The sequence below is a fragment of the Streptomyces lunaelactis genome, from assembly GCF_003054555.1.
In the GTDB taxonomy this organism is placed as follows: domain Bacteria; phylum Actinomycetota; class Actinomycetes; order Streptomycetales; family Streptomycetaceae; genus Streptomyces; species Streptomyces lunaelactis.
In genome coordinates this window covers 5,861,885-5,880,396 of sequence record NZ_CP026304.1, presented here as the reverse complement: position 1 = coordinate 5,880,396, position 18,512 = coordinate 5,861,885, and the positions used below count along the sequence as shown (strand labels likewise).

General features: G+C 71.1%; 15 protein-coding genes. 9 read left to right on the top strand and 6 right to left on the bottom strand.

Translation table 11 applies throughout. The features are described 5' to 3' along the window. The first annotated feature begins 140 nt into the window (after positions 1–140). The 4 genes from scy (at position 141) to SLUN_RS27275 (ending at position 7,050) form a co-directional block, all read left to right on the top strand. Complete coding sequence (scy, locus tag SLUN_RS27290) at positions 141–4,064, top strand: polarized growth protein Scy (RefSeq protein ID WP_108152642.1); 3,924 nt, start codon at positions 141–143, stop codon at positions 4,062–4,064. Between the two features lie 114 nt (positions 4,065–4,178). Further along, the gene (locus tag SLUN_RS27285) at positions 4,179–5,117 is read left to right on the top strand and encodes a coiled-coil domain-containing protein (protein WP_108152640.1); all 939 of its coding nucleotides are present in this window, start codon (positions 4,179–4,181) and stop codon (positions 5,115–5,117) included. A 166-nt stretch (positions 5,118–5,283) separates the two neighbouring features. Then, entirely contained in the window at positions 5,284–6,267 is a 984-nt protein-coding gene (locus SLUN_RS27280) for an ABC transporter ATP-binding protein (protein ID WP_108152638.1), read from the top strand. A 3-nt stretch (positions 6,268–6,270) separates the two neighbouring features. Next, complete coding sequence (locus tag SLUN_RS27275) at positions 6,271–7,050, top strand: ABC transporter permease (protein ID WP_108152636.1); 780 nt, start codon at positions 6,271–6,273, stop codon at positions 7,048–7,050. A 173-nt stretch (positions 7,051–7,223) separates the two neighbouring features. Here SLUN_RS27275 and SLUN_RS27270 read toward each other — a convergent pair whose 3' ends face one another. Next, positions 7,224–8,087 (bottom strand): hypothetical protein, encoded by an 864-nt coding sequence (locus SLUN_RS27270; RefSeq protein ID WP_108152634.1) that lies wholly within the window; start codon positions 8,085–8,087, stop codon positions 7,224–7,226. A gap of 267 nt (positions 8,088–8,354) precedes the next feature. Here SLUN_RS27270 and SLUN_RS27265 point away from each other — a divergent pair, with 267 nt between their 5' ends. From SLUN_RS27265 to SLUN_RS27255, 3 genes are all read left to right on the top strand, one after another. Continuing rightward, a complete protein-coding gene (locus SLUN_RS27265) occupies positions 8,355–9,236 on the top strand; it encodes a hypothetical protein (RefSeq protein WP_108152632.1) in 882 nt (293 codons plus the stop codon). Between the two features lie 111 nt (positions 9,237–9,347). Continuing rightward, positions 9,348–10,448 carry an ABC transporter ATP-binding protein gene (locus tag SLUN_RS27260; RefSeq protein ID WP_108152630.1) on the top strand — a complete coding sequence of 367 codons (1,101 nt, stop codon included), beginning with the start codon at positions 9,348–9,350 and terminating at the stop codon, positions 10,446–10,448. Positions 10,449–10,467: 19 nt separating this feature from the next. Next, positions 10,468–11,310, top strand: coding sequence for an ABC transporter permease (locus SLUN_RS27255; RefSeq protein ID WP_108152628.1), 843 nt, complete (start codon positions 10,468–10,470; stop codon positions 11,308–11,310). Between the two features lie 5 nt (positions 11,311–11,315). Here the strand turns inward: SLUN_RS27255 and SLUN_RS27250 are convergent, their stop codons facing one another. Next, positions 11,316–11,645 carry an Rv1322 family protein gene (locus SLUN_RS27250; protein ID WP_108152626.1) on the bottom strand — a complete coding sequence of 110 codons (330 nt, stop codon included), beginning with the start codon at positions 11,643–11,645 and terminating at the stop codon, positions 11,316–11,318. Between the two features lie 214 nt (positions 11,646–11,859). Between SLUN_RS27250 and SLUN_RS27245 the strand changes: the two genes are divergently transcribed. Further along, positions 11,860–12,900 (top strand): LLM class flavin-dependent oxidoreductase, encoded by a 1,041-nt coding sequence (locus SLUN_RS27245; protein WP_108152624.1) that lies wholly within the window; start codon positions 11,860–11,862, stop codon positions 12,898–12,900. A gap of 76 nt (positions 12,901–12,976) precedes the next feature. Here the strand turns inward: SLUN_RS27245 and SLUN_RS27240 are convergent, their stop codons facing one another. Continuing rightward, positions 12,977–13,369: an SCO5389 family protein gene (locus SLUN_RS27240; RefSeq protein WP_108152622.1), complete on the bottom strand. Its 393-nt coding sequence runs from the start codon at positions 13,367–13,369 to the stop codon at positions 12,977–12,979. A gap of 243 nt (positions 13,370–13,612) precedes the next feature. On the opposite strand from SLUN_RS27240, the gene nucS reads away from it, so the two are divergent. Then, positions 13,613–14,275: an endonuclease NucS gene (nucS, locus tag SLUN_RS27235; protein WP_175259789.1), complete on the top strand. Its 663-nt coding sequence runs from the start codon at positions 13,613–13,615 to the stop codon at positions 14,273–14,275. Positions 14,276–14,392: 117 nt separating this feature from the next. Here the strand turns inward: nucS and SLUN_RS27230 are convergent, their stop codons facing one another. The 3 genes from SLUN_RS27230 to SLUN_RS27220 form a co-directional block, all read right to left on the bottom strand. Continuing rightward, positions 14,393–16,876, bottom strand: coding sequence for an ATP-binding protein (locus SLUN_RS27230; protein ID WP_108154960.1), 2,484 nt, complete (start codon positions 16,874–16,876; stop codon positions 14,393–14,395). Positions 16,877–17,133: 257 nt separating this feature from the next. Beyond that, positions 17,134–17,457, bottom strand: coding sequence for an STAS domain-containing protein (locus SLUN_RS27225; RefSeq protein WP_041984301.1), 324 nt, complete (start codon positions 17,455–17,457; stop codon positions 17,134–17,136). Between the two features lie 172 nt (positions 17,458–17,629). Next, positions 17,630–18,478, bottom strand: a complete 849-nt coding sequence (locus SLUN_RS27220) for a 3-hydroxyacyl-CoA dehydrogenase family protein (protein WP_108152618.1) — start codon at positions 18,476–18,478, stop codon at positions 17,630–17,632. Positions 18,479–18,512 lie beyond the last annotated feature (34 nt).

The window sequence follows — 18,512 nt, the reverse complement described above, 5'->3', positions numbered from 1 at the left end:
GAGCCGTTCCGGGCCGGGGCCGGGTCGGGGTCGCGCCGCGTCCCCTCCGCTGATCTGTCACCATTCCCCGGGGGGCCGTTCGCCGGCGAACGGTGCTCGTACGGAGACAGTTGCGACCAGGGGACGGATGGGACCGCGCAGTGCGGGGCTACGAACGCCAGGAGAGCCACCGAGCTGACGACGACCACCTCTCGCGGTTCGAAGCCGAGATGGACCGGCTGAAGACCGAGCGGGAGAAGGCCGTCCAGCATGCCGAGGACCTCGGCTACCAGGTCGAGGTATTGCGCGCCAAGCTCCACGAGGCGCGCCGCAACCTCGCCTCTCGTCCTGCCTACGACAGCGCCGACATCGGCTACCAGGCCGAACAGCTGCTCCGCAATGCCCAGATCCAGGCCGACCAGCTGCGCACCGACGCCGAGCGCGAGCTGCGCGACGCCCGCGCGCAGACGCAGCGCATCCTCCAGGAGCACGCCGAGCACCAGGCCCGGCTCCAGGCCGAGCTGCACTCCGAGGCGAACCAGCGCCGCCAGCGCCTCGACCAGGAGCTGGCCGAGCGCCGGCAGACCGTCGAGTCGCACGTCAACGAGAACGTCGCCTGGGCGGAGCAGCTGCGCGCCCGCACCGAATCGCAGGCCCGCCGGCTGCTCGACGAGTCCCGCGCCGAGGCCGAGCAGGCGCTGGCCGCCGCCCGCGCCGAGGCCACCCGCGTCGCCGAGGAGGCCCGTCAGCGGCTCGGTTCCGAGGCCCAGGCCGCCCGCTCCGAAGCCGAAGCGACCCTGCTGCGCGCCCGCAAGGACGCCGAGCGCCTGCTGAACGCCGCGTCCAACCAGGCGCACGAGGCCACCTCCCACGCCGAGCAGCTGCGCTCCTCCACCTCCGCCGAGTCCGACCAGGCCCGCCAGCAGGCCGCCGAACTGAGCCGGGCGGCCGAGCAGCGGATCCAGCAGGCCGAGGAGAAGCTGCGCGAGGCCCGCGCGGAATCCGAGAAGCTGCTCACCGAGGCCAAGGAGTCGGCGTCCAAGCAGGTCGCGTCCGCCGAATCCGTCAATGAGCAGCGCACCCGTACCGCCAAGGCGGAGATCGCCAGGCTGGTCGGCGAGGCCACCAAGGAGTCCGAGGCGCTCAAGGCGGAGGCCGAGGAGAAGATCCGCGAGGCCCGCGCCGAGGCGGAGAAGCTGGTCGCCGCCGCGACCGAGACGGCCAAGACGGTCGCGGCCGAGGACTCCGCGGCGCACCTCGCCAAGGCTGCCCGTACCGCCGAGGACGTCCTGACCAGGGCCTCCGAGGACGCCAAGGGCACCACCCGCGCGGCGAGCGAGGAGGCCGAGCGGATCCGCCGCGAGGCCGAGGCCGAGGCGGACCGGCTGCGTGGCGAGGCCGCCGAGCAGGCCGACCAGCTCAAGGGCGCGGCCAAGGACGACACCGAGGAGTACCGCGCCAAGACCGTCGAGCTGCAGGAGGAGGCGCGCCGGCTGCGCGGCGAGGCCGAGCAGCTGCGCGCCGAGGCGGTCGCCGAGGGCGAGCGGATCCGCGGCGAGGCCCGCCGCGAGGCCGTCCAGCAGATCGAGGAGGCGGCAAGCACCGCCGAGGAGCTGCTGACCAAGGCGCGCACGAACGCCGACGAGATGCGTTCGGCCGCGACCACCGACAGCCAGCGTGTCCGTACGGAGGCGATCGAGCGGGCCACGACGCTGCGCAAGCAGGCCGAGGAGACGCTGGAGCGCACCCGTGCCGAGGCCGAGCGGCTGCGCGGTGAGGCCGAGGAGCAGGGCGAGGCCGTCAAGACCGCGGCCGAGGAGGCCGCGGCCGCACTGCGCGAGGAGACCGAGCGCGGTGTCGCGGCCCGGCAGGCCGAGGCCGCTGACGAACTGACCCGGCTGCACACCGAGGCCGAGTCGCGTCTCACCGCCGCCGAGCAGGGACTCACCGACTCCCGCGCCGAGGGTGAGCGGATCCGCCGCGAGGCCGCCGAGGAGACGGAGCGGCTGCGCGGCGAGGCCGCCGAGCGGATCCGTACACTCCAGGCGCAGGCCGAGCAGGAGGCCGAGCGGCTGCGCGACGATGCCGCGGCCGACGCCTCGACCACCCGCGCCGAGGCCGAGACCGTCGCGGTACGGCTGCGCAGCGACGCCGCCGCCGAGGCGGAGCGGCTCAAGAGCGAGGCGCAGGAGAGCGCCGACCGGATGCGGGCGGAGGCCGCGGCCGCCGCCGACCGGGTCGGCGCGGAGGCCGCCGAGGCGCTCGCCGCCGCCCAGGAGGAGGCCAACCGCCGCCGCCGGGAGGCCGAGGAGACCCTCGACTCCGCGCGCAGCGAGGCGAATCAGGAGCGCGAGCGGGCCCGCGAGCAGAGCGAGGAGCTGCTGGCCTCCGCCCGCAACCGGGTCGAGGAGGCACAGACCGAGGCGCAGCGGCTGGTCGAGGAGGCCGACCGCCGTGCCACCGAGATGGTCTCCGCCGCCGAGCAGACCGCCCAGCAGGTACGGGACTCCGTCAACGGCCTCCATGAGCAGGCCGAGCAGGACATCGCCGGGCTGCGCTCCGCCGCCGAGCACGCCGCCGACCGCACCAGGACCGAGGCGCAGGAGGAGGCGGACCGGGTCCGCGCCGACGCGTACGCCGAGCGGGAGCGGGCCACCGAGGACGCGAGCCGGCTGCGCGCCAGGGCCCAGGAGGAGACCGACGCGGCCAACGCGCTCGCCGAGCGGACCCTCGGGGAAGCGATCACCGAGTCCGAGCGGCTGCGCGCCGACACCGCCGAGTACGCCCAGCGGGTACGTACGGAGGCGGCGGACGCCCGCGCGTCCGCCGAGCAGGACGCCTCGCGCGCCCGCGCGGAGGCCCGCGAGGACGCCAACCGCATCCGTTCCGACGCCGCCGCCCAGGCCGACCGGCTCATCGGCGAGGCGTCGGGCGAGAGCGAGCGACTGCGTACGGAAGCGGCCGAGGCGCTGGCCACCGCCGAGCAGGCCAAGGTGGAGGCCGAGGCCGACGCCGAGCGGCTGCACGCCGGGATCCGGGCCGACGGCGAGCAGATCCTCGACGAAGCGCGCCAGGCCGCCGACAAGCGCCGCGGCGACGCGGCCGCCCAGGCCGACCAGCTGATCTCCGAGGCGAGCGGTGAGGCGGAGCGCCTGCGCGCCGAGGCAGCGGAGACGGTGGGCTCCGCCCAGCAGGCCGCCGAGCGCATCAAGTCCGAGGCCCAGAAGGTCAAGGCGGAGGCCGAGGACGCGGCCGAGCGGATGCGGGCGGAGGCCAGGCAGGAGGCCGAGCGTACGGTGGACGAGGCGCGCGAGGCCGCGGCCAAGCGCCGCGCGGACGCCGCCGAGCAGGCCGACCAGCTCATCAACAAGGCTCAGGAGGAGGCGCTGCGCGCGGCCACCGAGGCCGAGGAGCAGGCCGACACGATGGTGGGCGCGGCCCGCAAGGAGGCCGACCGGCTGGTCGCCGAGGCGACGGTCGAGGGCAACACCCGGGTCGAGAAGGCCCGTACGGACGCCGACGAGCTGCTTGTCGGCGCGCGCCGGGACTCCACCGCCATCAGGGAGCGCGGCGAGGAGCTGCGGACCCGGATCGAGGCCGAGGTCGAGGAGCTGCACGAGCGCGCCCGCCGGGAGACCTCCGAGCAGCTGAGGTCGGCGGGCGAGCGCGTCGACAATCTCGTGAAGGCCGCCACCGAGCAGCGGGCCGAGGCCGAGGCGAAGGCCAAGGAGTTGCTGTCCGACGCCAATTCGGAGGCGAGCAAGGTCCGGATCGCCGCCGTGCGCAAGGCTGAGGGGCTCCTCAAGGAGGCCGCGCAGAAGAAGGCCGAGCTGGTCCGGGAGGCGGAGCGGGTCAAGGCGGAGTCCGACGACGAGGCCGAGCGCACGGTCGCCGAGGGCAAGCGGGAGCTGGATGTGCTGGTGCGCCGCCGGGAGGACATCCAGGCCGAGATCTCCCGTGTCCAGGATGTACTTGAGGCGTTGGAGTCTTTCGAGGCACCGTCCGGGGGTAGCAAGGAGAGCGGCGTCAAAGCGGGCGCAACAGCGGGGGTTACACGTTCGAGTGGCAAGTCATCCGAGAGCTAGCCACTCAAAAGGCTGGACATTCTCCAGATCAAACGGGCATACGCTCGATGACACGCCGCTTCGGCCCCTAGGATTCCCCCTATCACCTCACCGGTCTCATTCGACAGGAACCCCATGAGCGACACTTCCTCCCCCTTCGGCTTCGAGCTCGTGCGGCGTGGTTACGACCGCGGTCAGGTGGATGACCGCATTACCAAACTCGTCGCCGACCGTGACAGTGCCCTGGCACGGATCACCGCACTGGAAAAGCGCATCGAGGAGCTCCACCTCGAGACGCAGAACGCCCAGGCCCAGGTCAGCGACGCGGAGCCGTCGTACGCCGGGCTCGGTGCGCGCGTCGAGAAGATCCTCCGCCTCGCCGAGGAGGAGGCGAAGGACCTGCGCGAGGAGGCCCGTCGCGCGGCCGAGCAGCACCGTGAGCTCGCCGAGTCCGCCGCGCAGCAGGTGCGCAACGACGCCGAGTCGTTCGCGTCCGAGCGCAAGGCGAAGGCCGAGGACGAGGGCGTCCGCATCGTCGAGAAGGCGAAGAGCGAGGCCTCTACACTGCGGGGCGAGGCCCAGAAGGACGCGCAGTCGAAGCGCGAGGAGGCGGACGCGCTCTTCGAGGAGACCCGCGCCAAGGCCGCCCAGGCCGCCGCGGACTTCGAGACGAACCTCGCCAAGCGCCGCGAGCAGTCCGAGCGTGACCTGGCTTCGCGTCAGGCGAAGGCGGAGAAGCGCCTGGCGGAGATCGAGCACCGCGCGGAGCAGCTGCGCCTGGAGGCCGAGAAGCTGCGTACGGACGCGGAGCGTCGCGCCCGTCAGACGGTGGAGACCGCGCAGCGCCAGGCCGAGGACATCGTGGCCGACGCGAACGCCAAGGCCGACCGGATCCGCAGCGAATCGGAGCGCGAGCTGGCGGCGCTCACCAACCGCCGCGACTCGATCAACGCGCAGCTGACCAACGTCCGCGAGATGCTGGCCACGCTGACCGGTGCGGCTGTGGCCGCCACCAGCACCCCTGCCGACGACGAGCCGATCTCGCGCGGCGTCCCGGCGCAGCAGTCCCGCTGATTGCTCCGCTTGTTCGTACGCCCTCAAACGCCGGGCGGGCTTTGCAGCCCGTCCGGCGTTTGAGGACAAAGCCCAGCAGCCCGTCCGGCGTTTGATGACCGGGGTCCGGGCCGGAGCCCCGGCGTCCAGGATTGCGTGCGGCACCCCGCCCGCTTAGCGTGGCCGCATGATTGAGCTCGAGGGCCTCACCAAGCGCTTCGGCAGCAAGACGGCGGTCGACCATCTGTCCTTTCAGGTACGGCCAGGCGTGGTGACCGGCTTCCTCGGCCCCAACGGCGCGGGCAAGTCGACGACGATGCGGATGATGCTCGATCTCGACAACCCGACCAGTGGTTCGGTGCGGATCGACGGCAAGCACTACCGCGAGCTCGAGGAACCGCTGAAGTACATCGGTGCGCTGCTGGACGCCAAGGCCATGCACGGCGGGCGGAGCGCGTACAACAACCTCCTCTGCCTGGCTCAGTCCAACCGCATCCCCGCCTCCCGGGTCACCGAGGTTCTGGACACCGTCGGTCTGACCCCGGTGGCGAAGAAGAAGTCCAAGGGCTTCTCGCTCGGTATGGGCCAGCGGCTCGGAATCGCCTCCGCGCTGCTCGGCGATCCGGAGATCCTGATGTTCGACGAGCCGGTCAATGGTCTGGACCCCGAGGGAATTCACTGGATCCGCAATCTTATGAAGACTCTCGCGTCGGAAGGGCGCACGATCTTCGTCTCCTCCCACCTGATGAGTGAAATGGCCCTCACCGCCGACCACTTGATCGTGATCGGGCAGGGGCGACTTCTGGCCGATACCTCGATGGCCGATTTCATCCACGAGAACTCCCGCAGTTTTGTACGGTTGCGCTCGCCGCAGCAGGAGCGGCTGCGCGATGTACTGCACGGCGAGGGGTTCGTCCCCGTCGAGTCGGGCAACGGCGTGATCGAGGTCGACCACGCCACCACCGAGCAGCTCGGCGAGCTCGCCGCCCAGCACCAGCTCGTGCTGCACGAACTGAGCTCCCAGCGCGCCTCGCTGGAGGAGGCCTTCATGCAGATGACGGCCGGCTCGGTCGAATACCACGCGCACAACGCCGGCGAGGACGCGCTGCCGCCGACCCAGCCACCGGGTCCCCAGTGGGGCCAGAGCTACCAGAGCAGCAAGGGAGCCTGACCCATGGCCTCGGTACCCGCCGTCCTGCAGTCCGAGTGGACCAAGATCCGTACGGTCTCCTCCACCATCTGGACGCTGGTGAGCGCGCTGGTCGTCACCGTCGCGATGGGAGCCGCGCTCAGCGCACTGCTGAAGTCGACGTTCGACGACCTGTCGCGGGAGGAGCAGCTCACCTTCGACCCGACCTTCATCAGTTTCTCCGGGATGATCCTGGGCCAGCTGGCGATGGTGGTGTTCGGAGTGCTGGTGGTCGGCACGGAGTACAGCTCCGGCATGATCCGCACCTCGCTGGCCGCCGTACCGCAGCGCGCCACGTTCATGTTCAGCAAGATCGCGGTGGCCACGGGTCTGGCGCTGGCCGTCGGGATGGTGACCAGCTTTCTCTCCTTCTTCCTCGGCCAGGCGCTGCTGGGTGAGTACCGCACGACCATCGGCGCGGACCACGTCCTGCGCGCGGTCATCGGCGGCGGCCTCTATATGGGCCTGATCGCGCTCTTCTCGATGGCCGTGGCGGTGATGCTGCGCAGCTCGATGCTCTCGCTCGGCATCCTGATGCCGTTCTTCTTCCTGGTCTCGCAGATCCTCGCGTCCGTCCCGAAGGCGAAGACGGTCGCCCTCTACTTCCCCGACCAGGCCGGCTCCAAGATCATGCAGGTGGTCCCGGACGCGCTGGACAGCGACAGGGCTCCGTACGGCCCGTGGGGCGGGCTCGGCATCATGGTCCTGTGGGTGATCGCGGCGCTGATCGGCGGCTACCTGGTCCTCAAGAAGCGGGACGCCTAGGGCGTGTTTTAGAAGTCCCGCCTGCCCCGCGACGCCTGGCACGCGCACTCGCGATGTTGTCGGAGTCGCCCAAGTACGTCCAGTACGAGGGCGATCCTCCGCCTTGCGATTGCACGCACCAGACGCCGCAGGGCCCGCCCTGCGGGCGGACGGCGCTACTTCTAAAACGCGCCCTAGGGGGCGGGGTCCCCCTCATCCGGCAGCAGTTCGTCGAAGTCCCTCCAGCCCCGCCACGTCCAGACGTCCTTGGCCAGATTCGGCTCCAGCGGCACGAAGCGGCCGGTCTCGAAGTCGTCGCCGCCCAGGTCGAACCAGCGCTCGTCGACCACCTCGGTCCCCATGCCGACCGTTCGCGCGGTCAGCCGGACCAGCAGCTTCGCGCCGTGCGACTGGGCGAGGTCCTTGCCCTGGATCCGGGTGACGGGCAGCGCGGGCACCGGGGCGTCGACCGGTATCCATACAGTGAAGGGTGCCCCGCGCTCCACCGCCAGCCAGGAGCGCTCGTCGGCCGGCTCGCCCTTCTCGTCCAGCACACTGAGCCACTTCTTGTAGATGACCAGGCTGCCGTCGTGCGGCGAGCGCTCGAGATACCGCAGATGGACCCTGGCCCGCAGATCGACGACGGAGAGATTGTCGAGGTGGTTGTAGAAGCGCACCGCGATGATCGCGTCCTCGCTCTCCGCGTGGAGCCGCGCATAGCCCGGAAAGTCCGCGGCCCAGGCGTGCGAGACGCTCGCCCGCCGCCGCCAGATGAACGGCCGCAGTGCGAACATCTTGATCAGTACGATGCCGAGCAGCACCGCGGGCGCCAGCGCACCGGTCAGCGAGGCGAGCGTGGCCAGCAGCTGATGGACCAGGCTGTCCGGCTCGGGGCTGAGGCTGTCGGTCCCGACACAGGCCCGCAGGGCTCCCAGCGCCAGGTTCAGCAGCCCCTCACCGTCCCGCAGGCGCTCCCCCATGCTGCGCTTCGAGTCCTCGGAGAGCGTCCACGCGACCGAGATGACCACAGCGAGGGCGGTCAGCGCGGTCAGGGCCATCAGGATCAGGACGTGGACCGAGTGTCCCGCGATCCACCAGCGAACCGACGTCCGATATCGGGGGTGCGGCCTGCGCCGTCCGAGCCACCCGGGCAACCAGTTCAACTCCCGCCTCCCCACCGTGAGTTCATACCATGGGAGATCCTCCTGCCCCGCTGCCGTTCGCGCCAACCGCAATACACAGGGGGGTCCCGTAGGCTCGGCACGGGTAGACCTGCCATGGAAGGCTCTGCCCGTACGCGCGACCAACCCCGAAGGGCGTCACCCGTGAAGGACCGAAGCCTCGAAGCGCTGGGCCTGGACGACGTGCCGGCCAAGGAGCCGCTGACCTATCCGGGCCGCCCCACCACCGAGCCGTCGCTGCTCACCGGCGACGAACTGCTGCAGCTGGATGTACGGCCGCTGCGGCTCGGCGACTGGTATGTGGAGGAGCAGGCGCAGCAGCAGCGGCTCGACGAGGCGCTGTCCGGTCTCGGCCAGGTCGTGACGGGCCGCCGCCACCCGGTCATCGCGGTCGGCTCCAACGCCTCGCCGGGTCAGGTCAGCCACAAACTCAGCCGGCTCGGCATCCCCGCGACCGTTCCGATGGTGCCGGTGCGGGTGGGCGGCATCGGCGTCGGCTGCTCCGGCCACATCAGCCCGGCCGGCTATGTCGCGGGCACGCCGTATGTCGACCGGGACGCGGAAGCGGTTCTCGTCGTCGCATGGCTGGATTCGAATCAGCTCAAGGCCGTCGACGACACGGAGTTCCCCGACTACCGCCGGGCGATACTGCCCGGCGACGAGTTCCCGATGACGATGCCGTCCGGGGAGCGGCTCGGCGGGGCGTACATCTACTTCAGCGCGCACGGGGTACTCGCGGGCCCCGACGGCAGGCCCCGTCCCGGCGGCGGCGACCAGTCCGCGCTGCTCGCGGCCCTGCTCGACGCCTCGCCGCGGCTGCGGGAGCTGCTCGGACCGGATCCGGCGGCCTGGGTGAAGGAGGCGGGCGCGGACCGCGCGCTGCGCGAGCGGGGTACGCAGATCTTCGGCGAGGAGGGCTGGGTGCTGCCGCAGACGGACTTCTTGCCGTACCTCGACGACTCCGCCGAGCTGCGGCTCTATGACGATCTGCCGCCGGTCGGCGACTCCCTCCCACCGATGCCATAGCGTTACGGCTTGGCCGGAACCGTCAAGGCGCGGCTATCCTCCTAACTCTTACGGGGGCGTGCGGCCGGTCGGCCTGTGCCCCGACGACCCGAAAGTCGATGGGGCTGGAGAATGATCGAGGCAGTCGGCCTGACCAAGCGTTACGGCGCCAAGACGGCCGTGTACAACCTTTCCTTCCAGGTGCGGCCCGGAGCCGTCACCGGGTTCCTCGGCCCCAACGGCGCGGGCAAGTCGACGACGATGCGGATGATTCTCGGGCTCGACCAGCCGACCCAGGGTCATGTGACGATCGGCGGCCGTACCTTCCGGCAGCTGCCGAACGCGCCCCGCCAGGTCGGCGCGCTTCTCGATGCCAAGGCCGTGCACGGTGGCCGCAGCGCGCGCAATCACCTGCTGTCGCTGGCACAGCTGTCGGGCATCCCGGCCCGCCGGGTCGACGAGGTGCTCGGTGTCGTCGGTCTGCAGGACGTTGCGAAGAAGCGCTCCAACGGCTTCTCGCTCGGTATGGGGCAGCGGCTCGGCATCGCGGCGGCGCTGCTCGGCGACCCGCAGGTGCTCCTCTTCGACGAGCCGGTCAACGGCCTGGACCCGGAGGGCATCCTCTGGGTCCGGAATCTGATGAAGCAGCTGGCCGCCGAGGGCCGTACCGTCCTCGTCTCCTCGCACCTGATGAGCGAAATGGCGCTCACCGCCGATCACTTGATCGTGATCGGTCGCGGGCAGCTGCTCGCGGACATGAGCGTCAAGGACTTCATCTCGCACAACTCCGCCGACTTCGCGCGGGTGCGGGCCCCGCACACCGAGCCGCAGCAGCGTGAGAAGCTCTCGGCCGCGCTCACCGAGGCGGGCGGGCAGGTCATGCCGGAGCCGGACGGCGCGCTGCGGGTCACCGGTCTCGCACTGCCGCAGATCAGCGATCTGGCGTACTCCGCCGAGGTCCGGCTGTGGGAGCTCTCGCCGCACCAGGCCTCGCTGGAAGAGGCGTACATGCGGATGACGCAGGGCGCGGTCGACTACCGCTCGACGACCGACCAGAAGTCGGGTCTGATGCAGCAGCCGCCGATGGGCTACGTACCGCCGCAGCAGCAGATCCCCCAGGTGCCGCAGGAGGGCTGGTACGCCCCGCCGCCGCCCCAGCCCGGCCAGAACCCGTACGCCGCCGCGCCCGCCGGCCCGCCCGTGATGCCCCGGCCGCCGCCCCCGCCGACCTGACCAAGCCCGAGGACGCCCGATGAGCACCCCCTACCAGCAGCAGGGTTACCAGCAGCAGGGCGCGCCCGGCACCCTGTACTCCTCGCCCATTCCGGTACGCAGCGCCCACCTCGGCGACGCCCTCGCCTCCGAGTGGACCAAGATCCGCTCCGTGCGCTCCACGATGTGGACGCTCGGCGTCATGATCACGCTGATGGTCGGCATCGGCGTCCTCTCCGCGGTGGCGGTCTCCGCATCGGACGCCGATCTGGACGGTCAGTCCGTCCTCTCGCTCGGCTTCTTCGGCGTACTGCTCGGCAGCATCTGCGTGATGACGCTCGGCGTGCTGACCATCGCCTCCGAGTTCGGCACGGGGATGATCAGGACCACGCTGACGGCATGCCCCAGCCGGGCCCGGGTGCTGACGGCCAAGGCGATCGTCTTCTTCCTGCTCGTCTTCACCCTCACCACGGTGATCACCGGGATCGTGGGCGGGCTGCAGATCTCGATCGTGGACCAGGGCTCGTCCACCGGCGAGGAGTGGTTCCGCGCGACGGTCGGCGTGGCCCTCTACGTCGCGACGCTCGGCCTGCTCTCGCTCGCCGTCGGCACGCTGATCCGGCACTCCGCGGGCGCGATCACCATCATGATCGGCGTGGTGCTGCTGCCGCTGGTGCTGGCCATGTTCATGTTCTCGGAGTCGCTGCGGGACCTGCAGCAGGCCCTCTTCGAGTACTCGATCCCCAACCAGATCGGCGTGCTCTACGACACCGCCGTGACCGAGTCCGGCCCGGCCGGCTGGGACCCGCTGTGGATCATGCTGGGCGTGACGGCCGTCGCGCTGGCCGGCGCCTACGCATCGCTCCGCACCCGCGACGTATAGCGGCCTCAGTACTTCGGCGCGTTTCGGGACCGCTGCACCCGTGTGGTGCGGCGGTCCTTCGCGTTCCAGCACGCCTTGTGCCAGTGCCGCCGGTCGTCGACGCCGCCGTGCTCGGGCCAGGCGACCACATGCGGCACCCCGGACGGGATCTCCTGGTCGCAGCCCGGGCAGCGGTACCGCTTGCCTGCGGCACTTGCGCCGGCGACATGGCGGACCAACCACTCCTCGCCCTGCCAGGACTCACTCCGGCCGAAGCCCCCGTACCTCTCTCCGGGCTCGGCGGGCGGCTCGGTGGGCTTCTCGCCGCCTCGGGGGCGGTTGCGGCGCGGGGACACGTGACACCTCACGGGGCAAGTCCGGACAGTTCCTCTCCAGCCTACGGGCCGCAGTCGGGGGTACACGTCCTTGCACGGCGTGAGACCGTGGCACCCGCAAGGGCCAGTTACCGGAAAATCGCAACAACTTCACGTTCGGCCGTGCCTTTGGCACGTGTCAGACGTTGTTGCCAGTAGGGGGAGTGACGCGTCGGCCGCAAGGAGGCAGAAGGCGATGCGCGTGGGAACGTTCGTACTCGCAGCCCAATTCCCGGGCCAGGGGCAGGGGGAGGCGCTGCACCGGGCGGTGCGGTCCGCCGAGGTCGCGGAGGAATCCGGGCTGGATTCCGTCTGGTTGGCAGAGCACCACTTCGTGCCGTACGGCGTGTGCCCGTCGGCCGTGACACTCGCAGCGCTGCTGCTCGGCCGCACCCGCCGGATCCGGGTGGGCACCGCGGTGAGCGTGCTGCCGAGCGCCCATCCTGTGGCCCTGGGCGAGCAGGCGGCGCTGCTGCATCTCACCACCGGAGGGAGATTCTCCCTCGGTGTCGGGCGCGGCGGCCCCTGGGTCGATCTGGAGGTCTTCGGCTCGGGCCTCGACGCGTACGAGAGGGGCTTTCCCGAGTCCCTCGACCTGTTGATGCGCTGGCTGCGCGAACCCCGCGTCGCCACCCGGGGGGACCGATTCACCTTCCGTGAAGTCCCGGTCGTACCAAGGCCGGACGAACTGGACGAGCCGGACGGCTGCGGATCCCAGGGACCCGAGGTGATCGTCGCCTGTACGTCTCCGAAGAGCGTGCGGCTCGCCGCCGAGCGCGGACTTCCGATGCTCCTCGGGATGCACTGCGGCGACGAGGAGAAGGCGGAGATGGTCGCCCTGTGGCGTACGTACGCGCTCGGCGCGGGACATGCGCCCGAGGTGCTGGACGCCGCCGGCCACGTATCGGCCGGGGTCGCCCAGGTCGCGGACCGCCGGGCCGATGCGACGGAGACTCTGGTGAAGGCCATGCCGGGCTGGCTGAAACAGGGGCTGGACGCCCATGTCACCATCGACGGCCGGCCCCGCGCGATGCGGGACCCCGTGGCGTACACGGAACTGCTGTGCGGGATGCACCCGGTGGGCCCACCGCGGCTCGCCGCGGACCGGATCGCGGCCACCGCCGAACGTACCGGCATCACGCGCTTCGCGCTGCTCGCCGAGGGCTCGGGCGATCTGGCGGCCACGGAGGAGAACGTACGGCGGCTCGGCACCGAAGTGCTGCCGCTGCTGGTCTGAACCGACAACCGCACGGAGGTGCTGCCGCTCCGACACCAGTAGCACCTCCCGCGATGCGGAGCGGCAGCAAAAGACTTCAGCAGTCGCGCATTTCGGGCGACTGATTGAGCAACTGGGCCCGTACGGACGTGAAGCGGGCCAGCCGCTCGTCGACCGAGGAATCCAGCGGGAACACCGCTACGCGGTGGCAGTTCTGGAATGCCAGACGCACTCCGAAGTGCCGCTGCAGCGCGCCGCGAATGGCGTCACTCGCGAGCGCGCGCAGCAGCTGACCACGTGCCTGCTCGTCCGGCGGAGGCGTCTGGTTGTCGGCGAAGTCGCCGCCGTCCACCTTCAGCTGAGCCACCAGAGAACTGATCATCTCCCACGCGAAGGGCAGGGAGGTCCGGACGCAGTCGACGAAAGCAGCTTCATCGACCTCGCCTCGCTCGGCCTGATCCAACAGCGCCGGTGAGACGTCGAGCGACATGGGTTCTCCTCTCGCGGCCCCGGGTGAACGGGGCCTTACGGGCAGGGAAGGAGGACGACGGACGACGAGGGCATACGAACGACGTATGACGACGCAGAGTGCACGACCGACAACCTCCTGCTTCCACGTTAAGTGCGCTGTCCGGGCGGCACCAGGAGATTGGGAGCACAACCGGCCAAATAACGAAGGGGGCTTCCGGGGCGAATCGCGCGCAACTGCTTCCGTCGAGTAGCGTTGCCGACCATGCGTCTTGTCATCGCCCGCTGCTCCGTGGACTACGCGGGCCGGCTCACCGCCCACCTGCCCTCCGCCCCCCGTCTCATCCTGGTCAAGGCAGACGGCAGCGTCTCCATCCACGCGGATGACAGGGCGTACAAACCACTGAACTGGATGTCCCCTCCCTGCACTCTGAAGGAGGGCGACGGCAGTGTGTGGACCGTCGTGAACAAAGCGGGCGAGAAACTGATCATTACGATGGAGGAAATCCTCCATGACTCGTCGCACGAGCTCGGTGTGGACCCCGGCCTCATCAAGGACGGCGTGGAAGCGCACCTCCAGGAGCTCCTCGCCGACCGGATCGAGACACTCGGCCAGGGATACAGCCTGATCCGGCGCGAATACCCCACGGCCATCGGCCCGGTGGACATCCTGTGCCGGGACTCGGACGGCGCGACGGTGGCGGTGGAGATCAAGCGACGCGGCGAGATCGACGGCGTGGAGCAGCTCACGCGCTATCTGGAGCTGCTGAACAGGGACCCGCATCTGGCGCCGGTGAAGGGCGTGTTCGCGGCACAGGAGATCAAGCCGCAGGCCCGGGTGCTGGCGACGGACCGCGGGATCGGGTGCGTGGTGCTGGACTACGACGCGCTGCGGGGCATCGAGGACGACAAGCTGCGGCTGTTCTGAACCGGCGCTGATCCGGGGGCCCGGATCCCCGTACTGACTTCGGCTGCTCCAGCCCCGCCGGCGTTTGAGGCGCGGGGTCCGGGGCGGAGCCCCGCAAGAGCCCGCGCCCCGCGTCCGTCAGATGACCGACGCGCTGCTGCTGGAGCCCGACGGCGCGCCGCCGGTCGTGATCGGAGCGCTGGCCGAGGTCCCGGGTGCACCGCCGCCGCCGCTGCTGGGAGTGGACGTAGAGGTCGACGGCGAGGGGCTGCCGGTGGACGACGTGCTGGACGGCGTCGGCGACCCCGAGGGCGTGTTGGACGGCGTCGGCCTACCCGACGTGGTCGGGGTCGGCTTCGTCGGCGGCTTACTCGGCGTCGACGGCTCACCACCCGGCCGCGACGAACTCGGCGACGGCCTCCCGCCCGGCGTCGACGCATCCCCCGACGACGTGCTCGCCCCCGGCGTCACCGGGTCCGGGTTCTTAGGGCCGTCGCCCGGGCTCTTGGTCGAACCGCCGCCCGGCTCGTCCGCGTTCAGGCCGTCCTGTGCGTCGTCCTCGTTCGCGGTCTGGCCGTTTCTGACCTGCCCGGCCGGCGGGTCCTGCTTGTCCGAGGTCGCCCCCAGCGTCACCACCGTGCCCAGCACCGCGGCGAGCAGCGCGCCCGCGCCCGCGGCGACCAGGTTGCGCCGGGCGCCGCCGATGAACGAAAGACGGCGGCTCGGCCGCGTGCCGTCCCCCGGCGTCTGCCGACGCGACACGAGCGTCGCGGGCTCGTCCGGGGTCTTCGACCGTCCCACCGAACCCGGTCCCGATACCTGCCCCAGTTCGGCGAGCGGCACCGCTGCCGGTACGCCTCCGGGCGGCGACGCCGACTCCTCGTAGCGCGCGGCCGGCACCTCCTCGCCCGCCGGGGTGCGTCCGCCGAGCACCGGGCCGCCTGCACGGTCCGCGACGAGCGCCAGCGCCCTGCGTCCCGCGACGGTGCCGGCCTTGTCGGCGAGCGCTCCGCGCATGCCGATCGAGGCCTCCAGCTCGGCCCGTGCCCGGTCCAGGTTGCCGGTGCAGAGGGCGAGGACGCCCAACTCGTGGTGGAAATACGCCTCTTCGGCCACTTCACCCGCTATGCGGGCCGCTTCGGAGCCGACCCGCAGGACCCGCTCCCAGGCGCTCCAGTGCTGCCCCGCCGCGAAGGCGGGCGCGGCGCTGCGGGCGAGCAGTACGGCCGCGCTGGAGTGCCCGGCCTCTCCCCCGGCGCCGCCCCCGGGAGGCGCCCCCTGCCCCTGCACGAGCGCGGTGAGGGCCGCCAGTACGGCGTCCGCCTCGGCCACGGCCCGCTCGGGCGTGACCGAGGGGTGCCCGGCCCACCAGGCGTAGTGCTGGGCGGCGGTGTGGGCGTGGGCCGCCGCTTCATCGGCGTACCCCTTCTCCGCCAGCTGGGCGATCACCCCGGCCGCGAGCCGGTAGCGCGTGCCGGCCGGGGAGAGCAGCCCGCAGTTCATCAGCTCGCCGAGGGCCGCGTCCGCGTGGGTGTCGCCGACGAGCGCCGGCAGATGCGCCTGATGCGGCACCTCGCCGCCGAGCGCGACGGCGAAGCGCAGGGTCTCGCGGGCGGACTCGCCGAGGCGGGAGGCGAGCAGCGCTGCGGGCGCGGCACCCTCTCCCAGCGTCGGCAGTGGTATGTCGGCGCCCTCTGCGGCGCCGAAGGCGTTGTACGACTCGAGGTCCTCCGGGTCGCTGCGCAGGGCGTCGCCCTGCCGCAGCAGCGCGCCCGCTTGTATGAAGCGCAGCGGCAGGCCCTCGGACTCGAACCAGAGGTCGCCCGCCCAGTTCGTCTCGTCCTCGGTGAGCGGCCGGTCCACGGTGCGCTGCAGCAGCTCCAGCGAGGCGCTGCGGCCGAGACCGCCGAGGAAGACCTCTTCGAGGTGCGAGTCCGCGGCGGGCGCGGCGATGTCGGGGGTGGCGGCGACCAGGAAGGCGCACTCGGGCGCGGCGTCCAGCAGCTCGCCGAGGGCGCTGCCGCCGAACTCCAGGTCGTCGAGGACGACGATCGCGCCGATGCCGCGTACGAGCTCGAGCAGCCCGGCCCGGTCCTGCCTGTACCGCGGCGCCTTGTGGACGACGGCGAAGAGGTTGTGGAGCAGCTCGGTGGGGGTGCGGTGATGGCCGTTGAGACGTACGACACCGTCGGGCGCGAGATTCGCGCACTCCTCGGCGACGGCGTCGAGCAGGGCGCTGCGCCCGGAGCCGGCGGGGCCGGTGAGCCGTACGGAGCGGCCGCGGCCCAGCAGCCGTACGAGCCGCTGGCGCTCCTCGTCGCGCTCCAGCAGCGGGAGCGGCGGCGCGGGAGGCCCGGCCGGCAGCGGCGGCTGCGCCGCGCGCAGCAGCTCGGTGCGCTCCTCGGCGCTGTGCCGTGCGGGTGGCGCGGGCCGCTCCCCCGGCGGGCAGGGTTCTATCTCGCTGCCGTCGACGGGATTGACCGTGAGCAGGAAGTCGCCCGAGACGAGCTGGACGGTACGGGCGAGCGCCGGCGTGGACTGTCCGTAGTCCGGCGCCGAGGCGGCGGCGTCGCGCGGCGGGCGCGGCTGTCCCGCGTCATCGCCGAAGGTGTCGTTGTCCATGTCAGTGCCCCCCAGATGCGCTTCGCTGAGCTTCGTCCCCGCCAAGATCGTTGATTCCTGGTGGCGGAGCCGCGTGCGGATGTCCCTCCCGGCCTTTCTGCACGCCCCGCTGTCGCTTCGGTCCGGTGCCCACCGCTTGGGTATGTCGAATCGGGAGGCGACCGAACCATAGACCTTCGCTCAGTATCTCCGCACGCGCGGGGTGCCGCCCCGCCCGTGACGTCACAGTCTCGTGAGGATTGCGAGCGTCGTACGGTTCACACCCGAGGGAGCGATTCGGCAGCGATGCCGCCTTCGATGGCAAGAATGCGATGCAGCCGGGTGGCCACCAGCAGTCGCTGCATCTGTGGCGGTACGCCGCGCAGCACCAGCCGGCGGCCGCACCGGCCGGCCCGGCGGTGTGCGCCCATGATGACCCCGAGCCCGGTGGCGTCCCAGGAGTCGAGATCGGTCAGGTCGAGCACCAGGTCGCCGACTCCGTCGTCGACGGCCGAATGCAGGACCGTACGGGCGTCCGCGGCGCTGCGGACGTCGAGGCGGCCCCCGACGACCAGCTCGGCGTGGTCGCCCCTGATGTGCATATGCGCTCCCCGAGAGTGCTTCAGTGCCCTGTGTCTGAGGTCTGTTCTCTGTCTTCTGTCTTCATTCGGTTCTTGCAACAACTGACTGCCGCCTGAGCAAGGAAGTTGCCGTCTGTAAGCGAACCGATACCGAATTCACCCCATGGGGTGACACCAAACCGGTCGATGAGGGTCAGTGCTTGTAGAAGCCCTGCCCGCTCTTGCGGCCGATGTCACCGGCGTCCACCATCCGGCGCATCAGCTCCGGCGGCGCGAACTTCTCGTCCTGGGACTCGGTGTAGATGTTGCTGGTGGCGTGCAGCAGGATGTCCACGCCCGTCAGGTCGGCGGTGGCGAGCGGCCCCATGGCGTGGCCGAAGCCCAACTTGCAGGCGATGTCGATGTCCTCGGCGGACGCCACGCCCGATTCGTACAGCTTGGCGGCCTCGACGACGAGCGCCGAGATGAGGCGGGTGGTGACAAAGCCGGCGACGTCCCGGTTGACGACGATGCAGGTCTTGCCGACGGACTCGGCGAACTCCCGCGTGGTGGCGAGCGTTTCGTCACTGGTCTTGTAGCCGCGCACCAGCTCGCACAGCTGCATCATCGGGACGGGCGAGAAGAAGTGCGCGCCGACGACCCGCTCCGGACGTTCCGTCACCGCCGCGATCTTTGTGATCGGGATGGCGGACGTGTTGGAGGCGAGTACGGCGTCGTCCCGTACGAGCTTGTCGAGCGTACGGAAGATCTCGTGCTTGACCTCGAGCTTCTCGAAGACCGCCTCGACCACGATGTCCGCGTCGGCGGCGGCGTCCAGGTCGGTGGTGGTGGTGATGCGCGCCAACGCCGCTTCGGCGTCGGCCGCTTCGAGCCTGCCCTTGGACACGAACTTGTCGTACGAGGCCTTGATGCCGTCCGTGCCACGGGTCAGGGCCGCGTCGGTGACATCACGCAGCACGACCTCCCAGCCCGCCTGGGCCGAGACCTGCGCGATACCGGACCCCATGAGTCCGGCCCCGATGACGGCGAGCTTCCTGGCCACTGCGGCACCCCTTAACACCTGTTTACATTTCGGC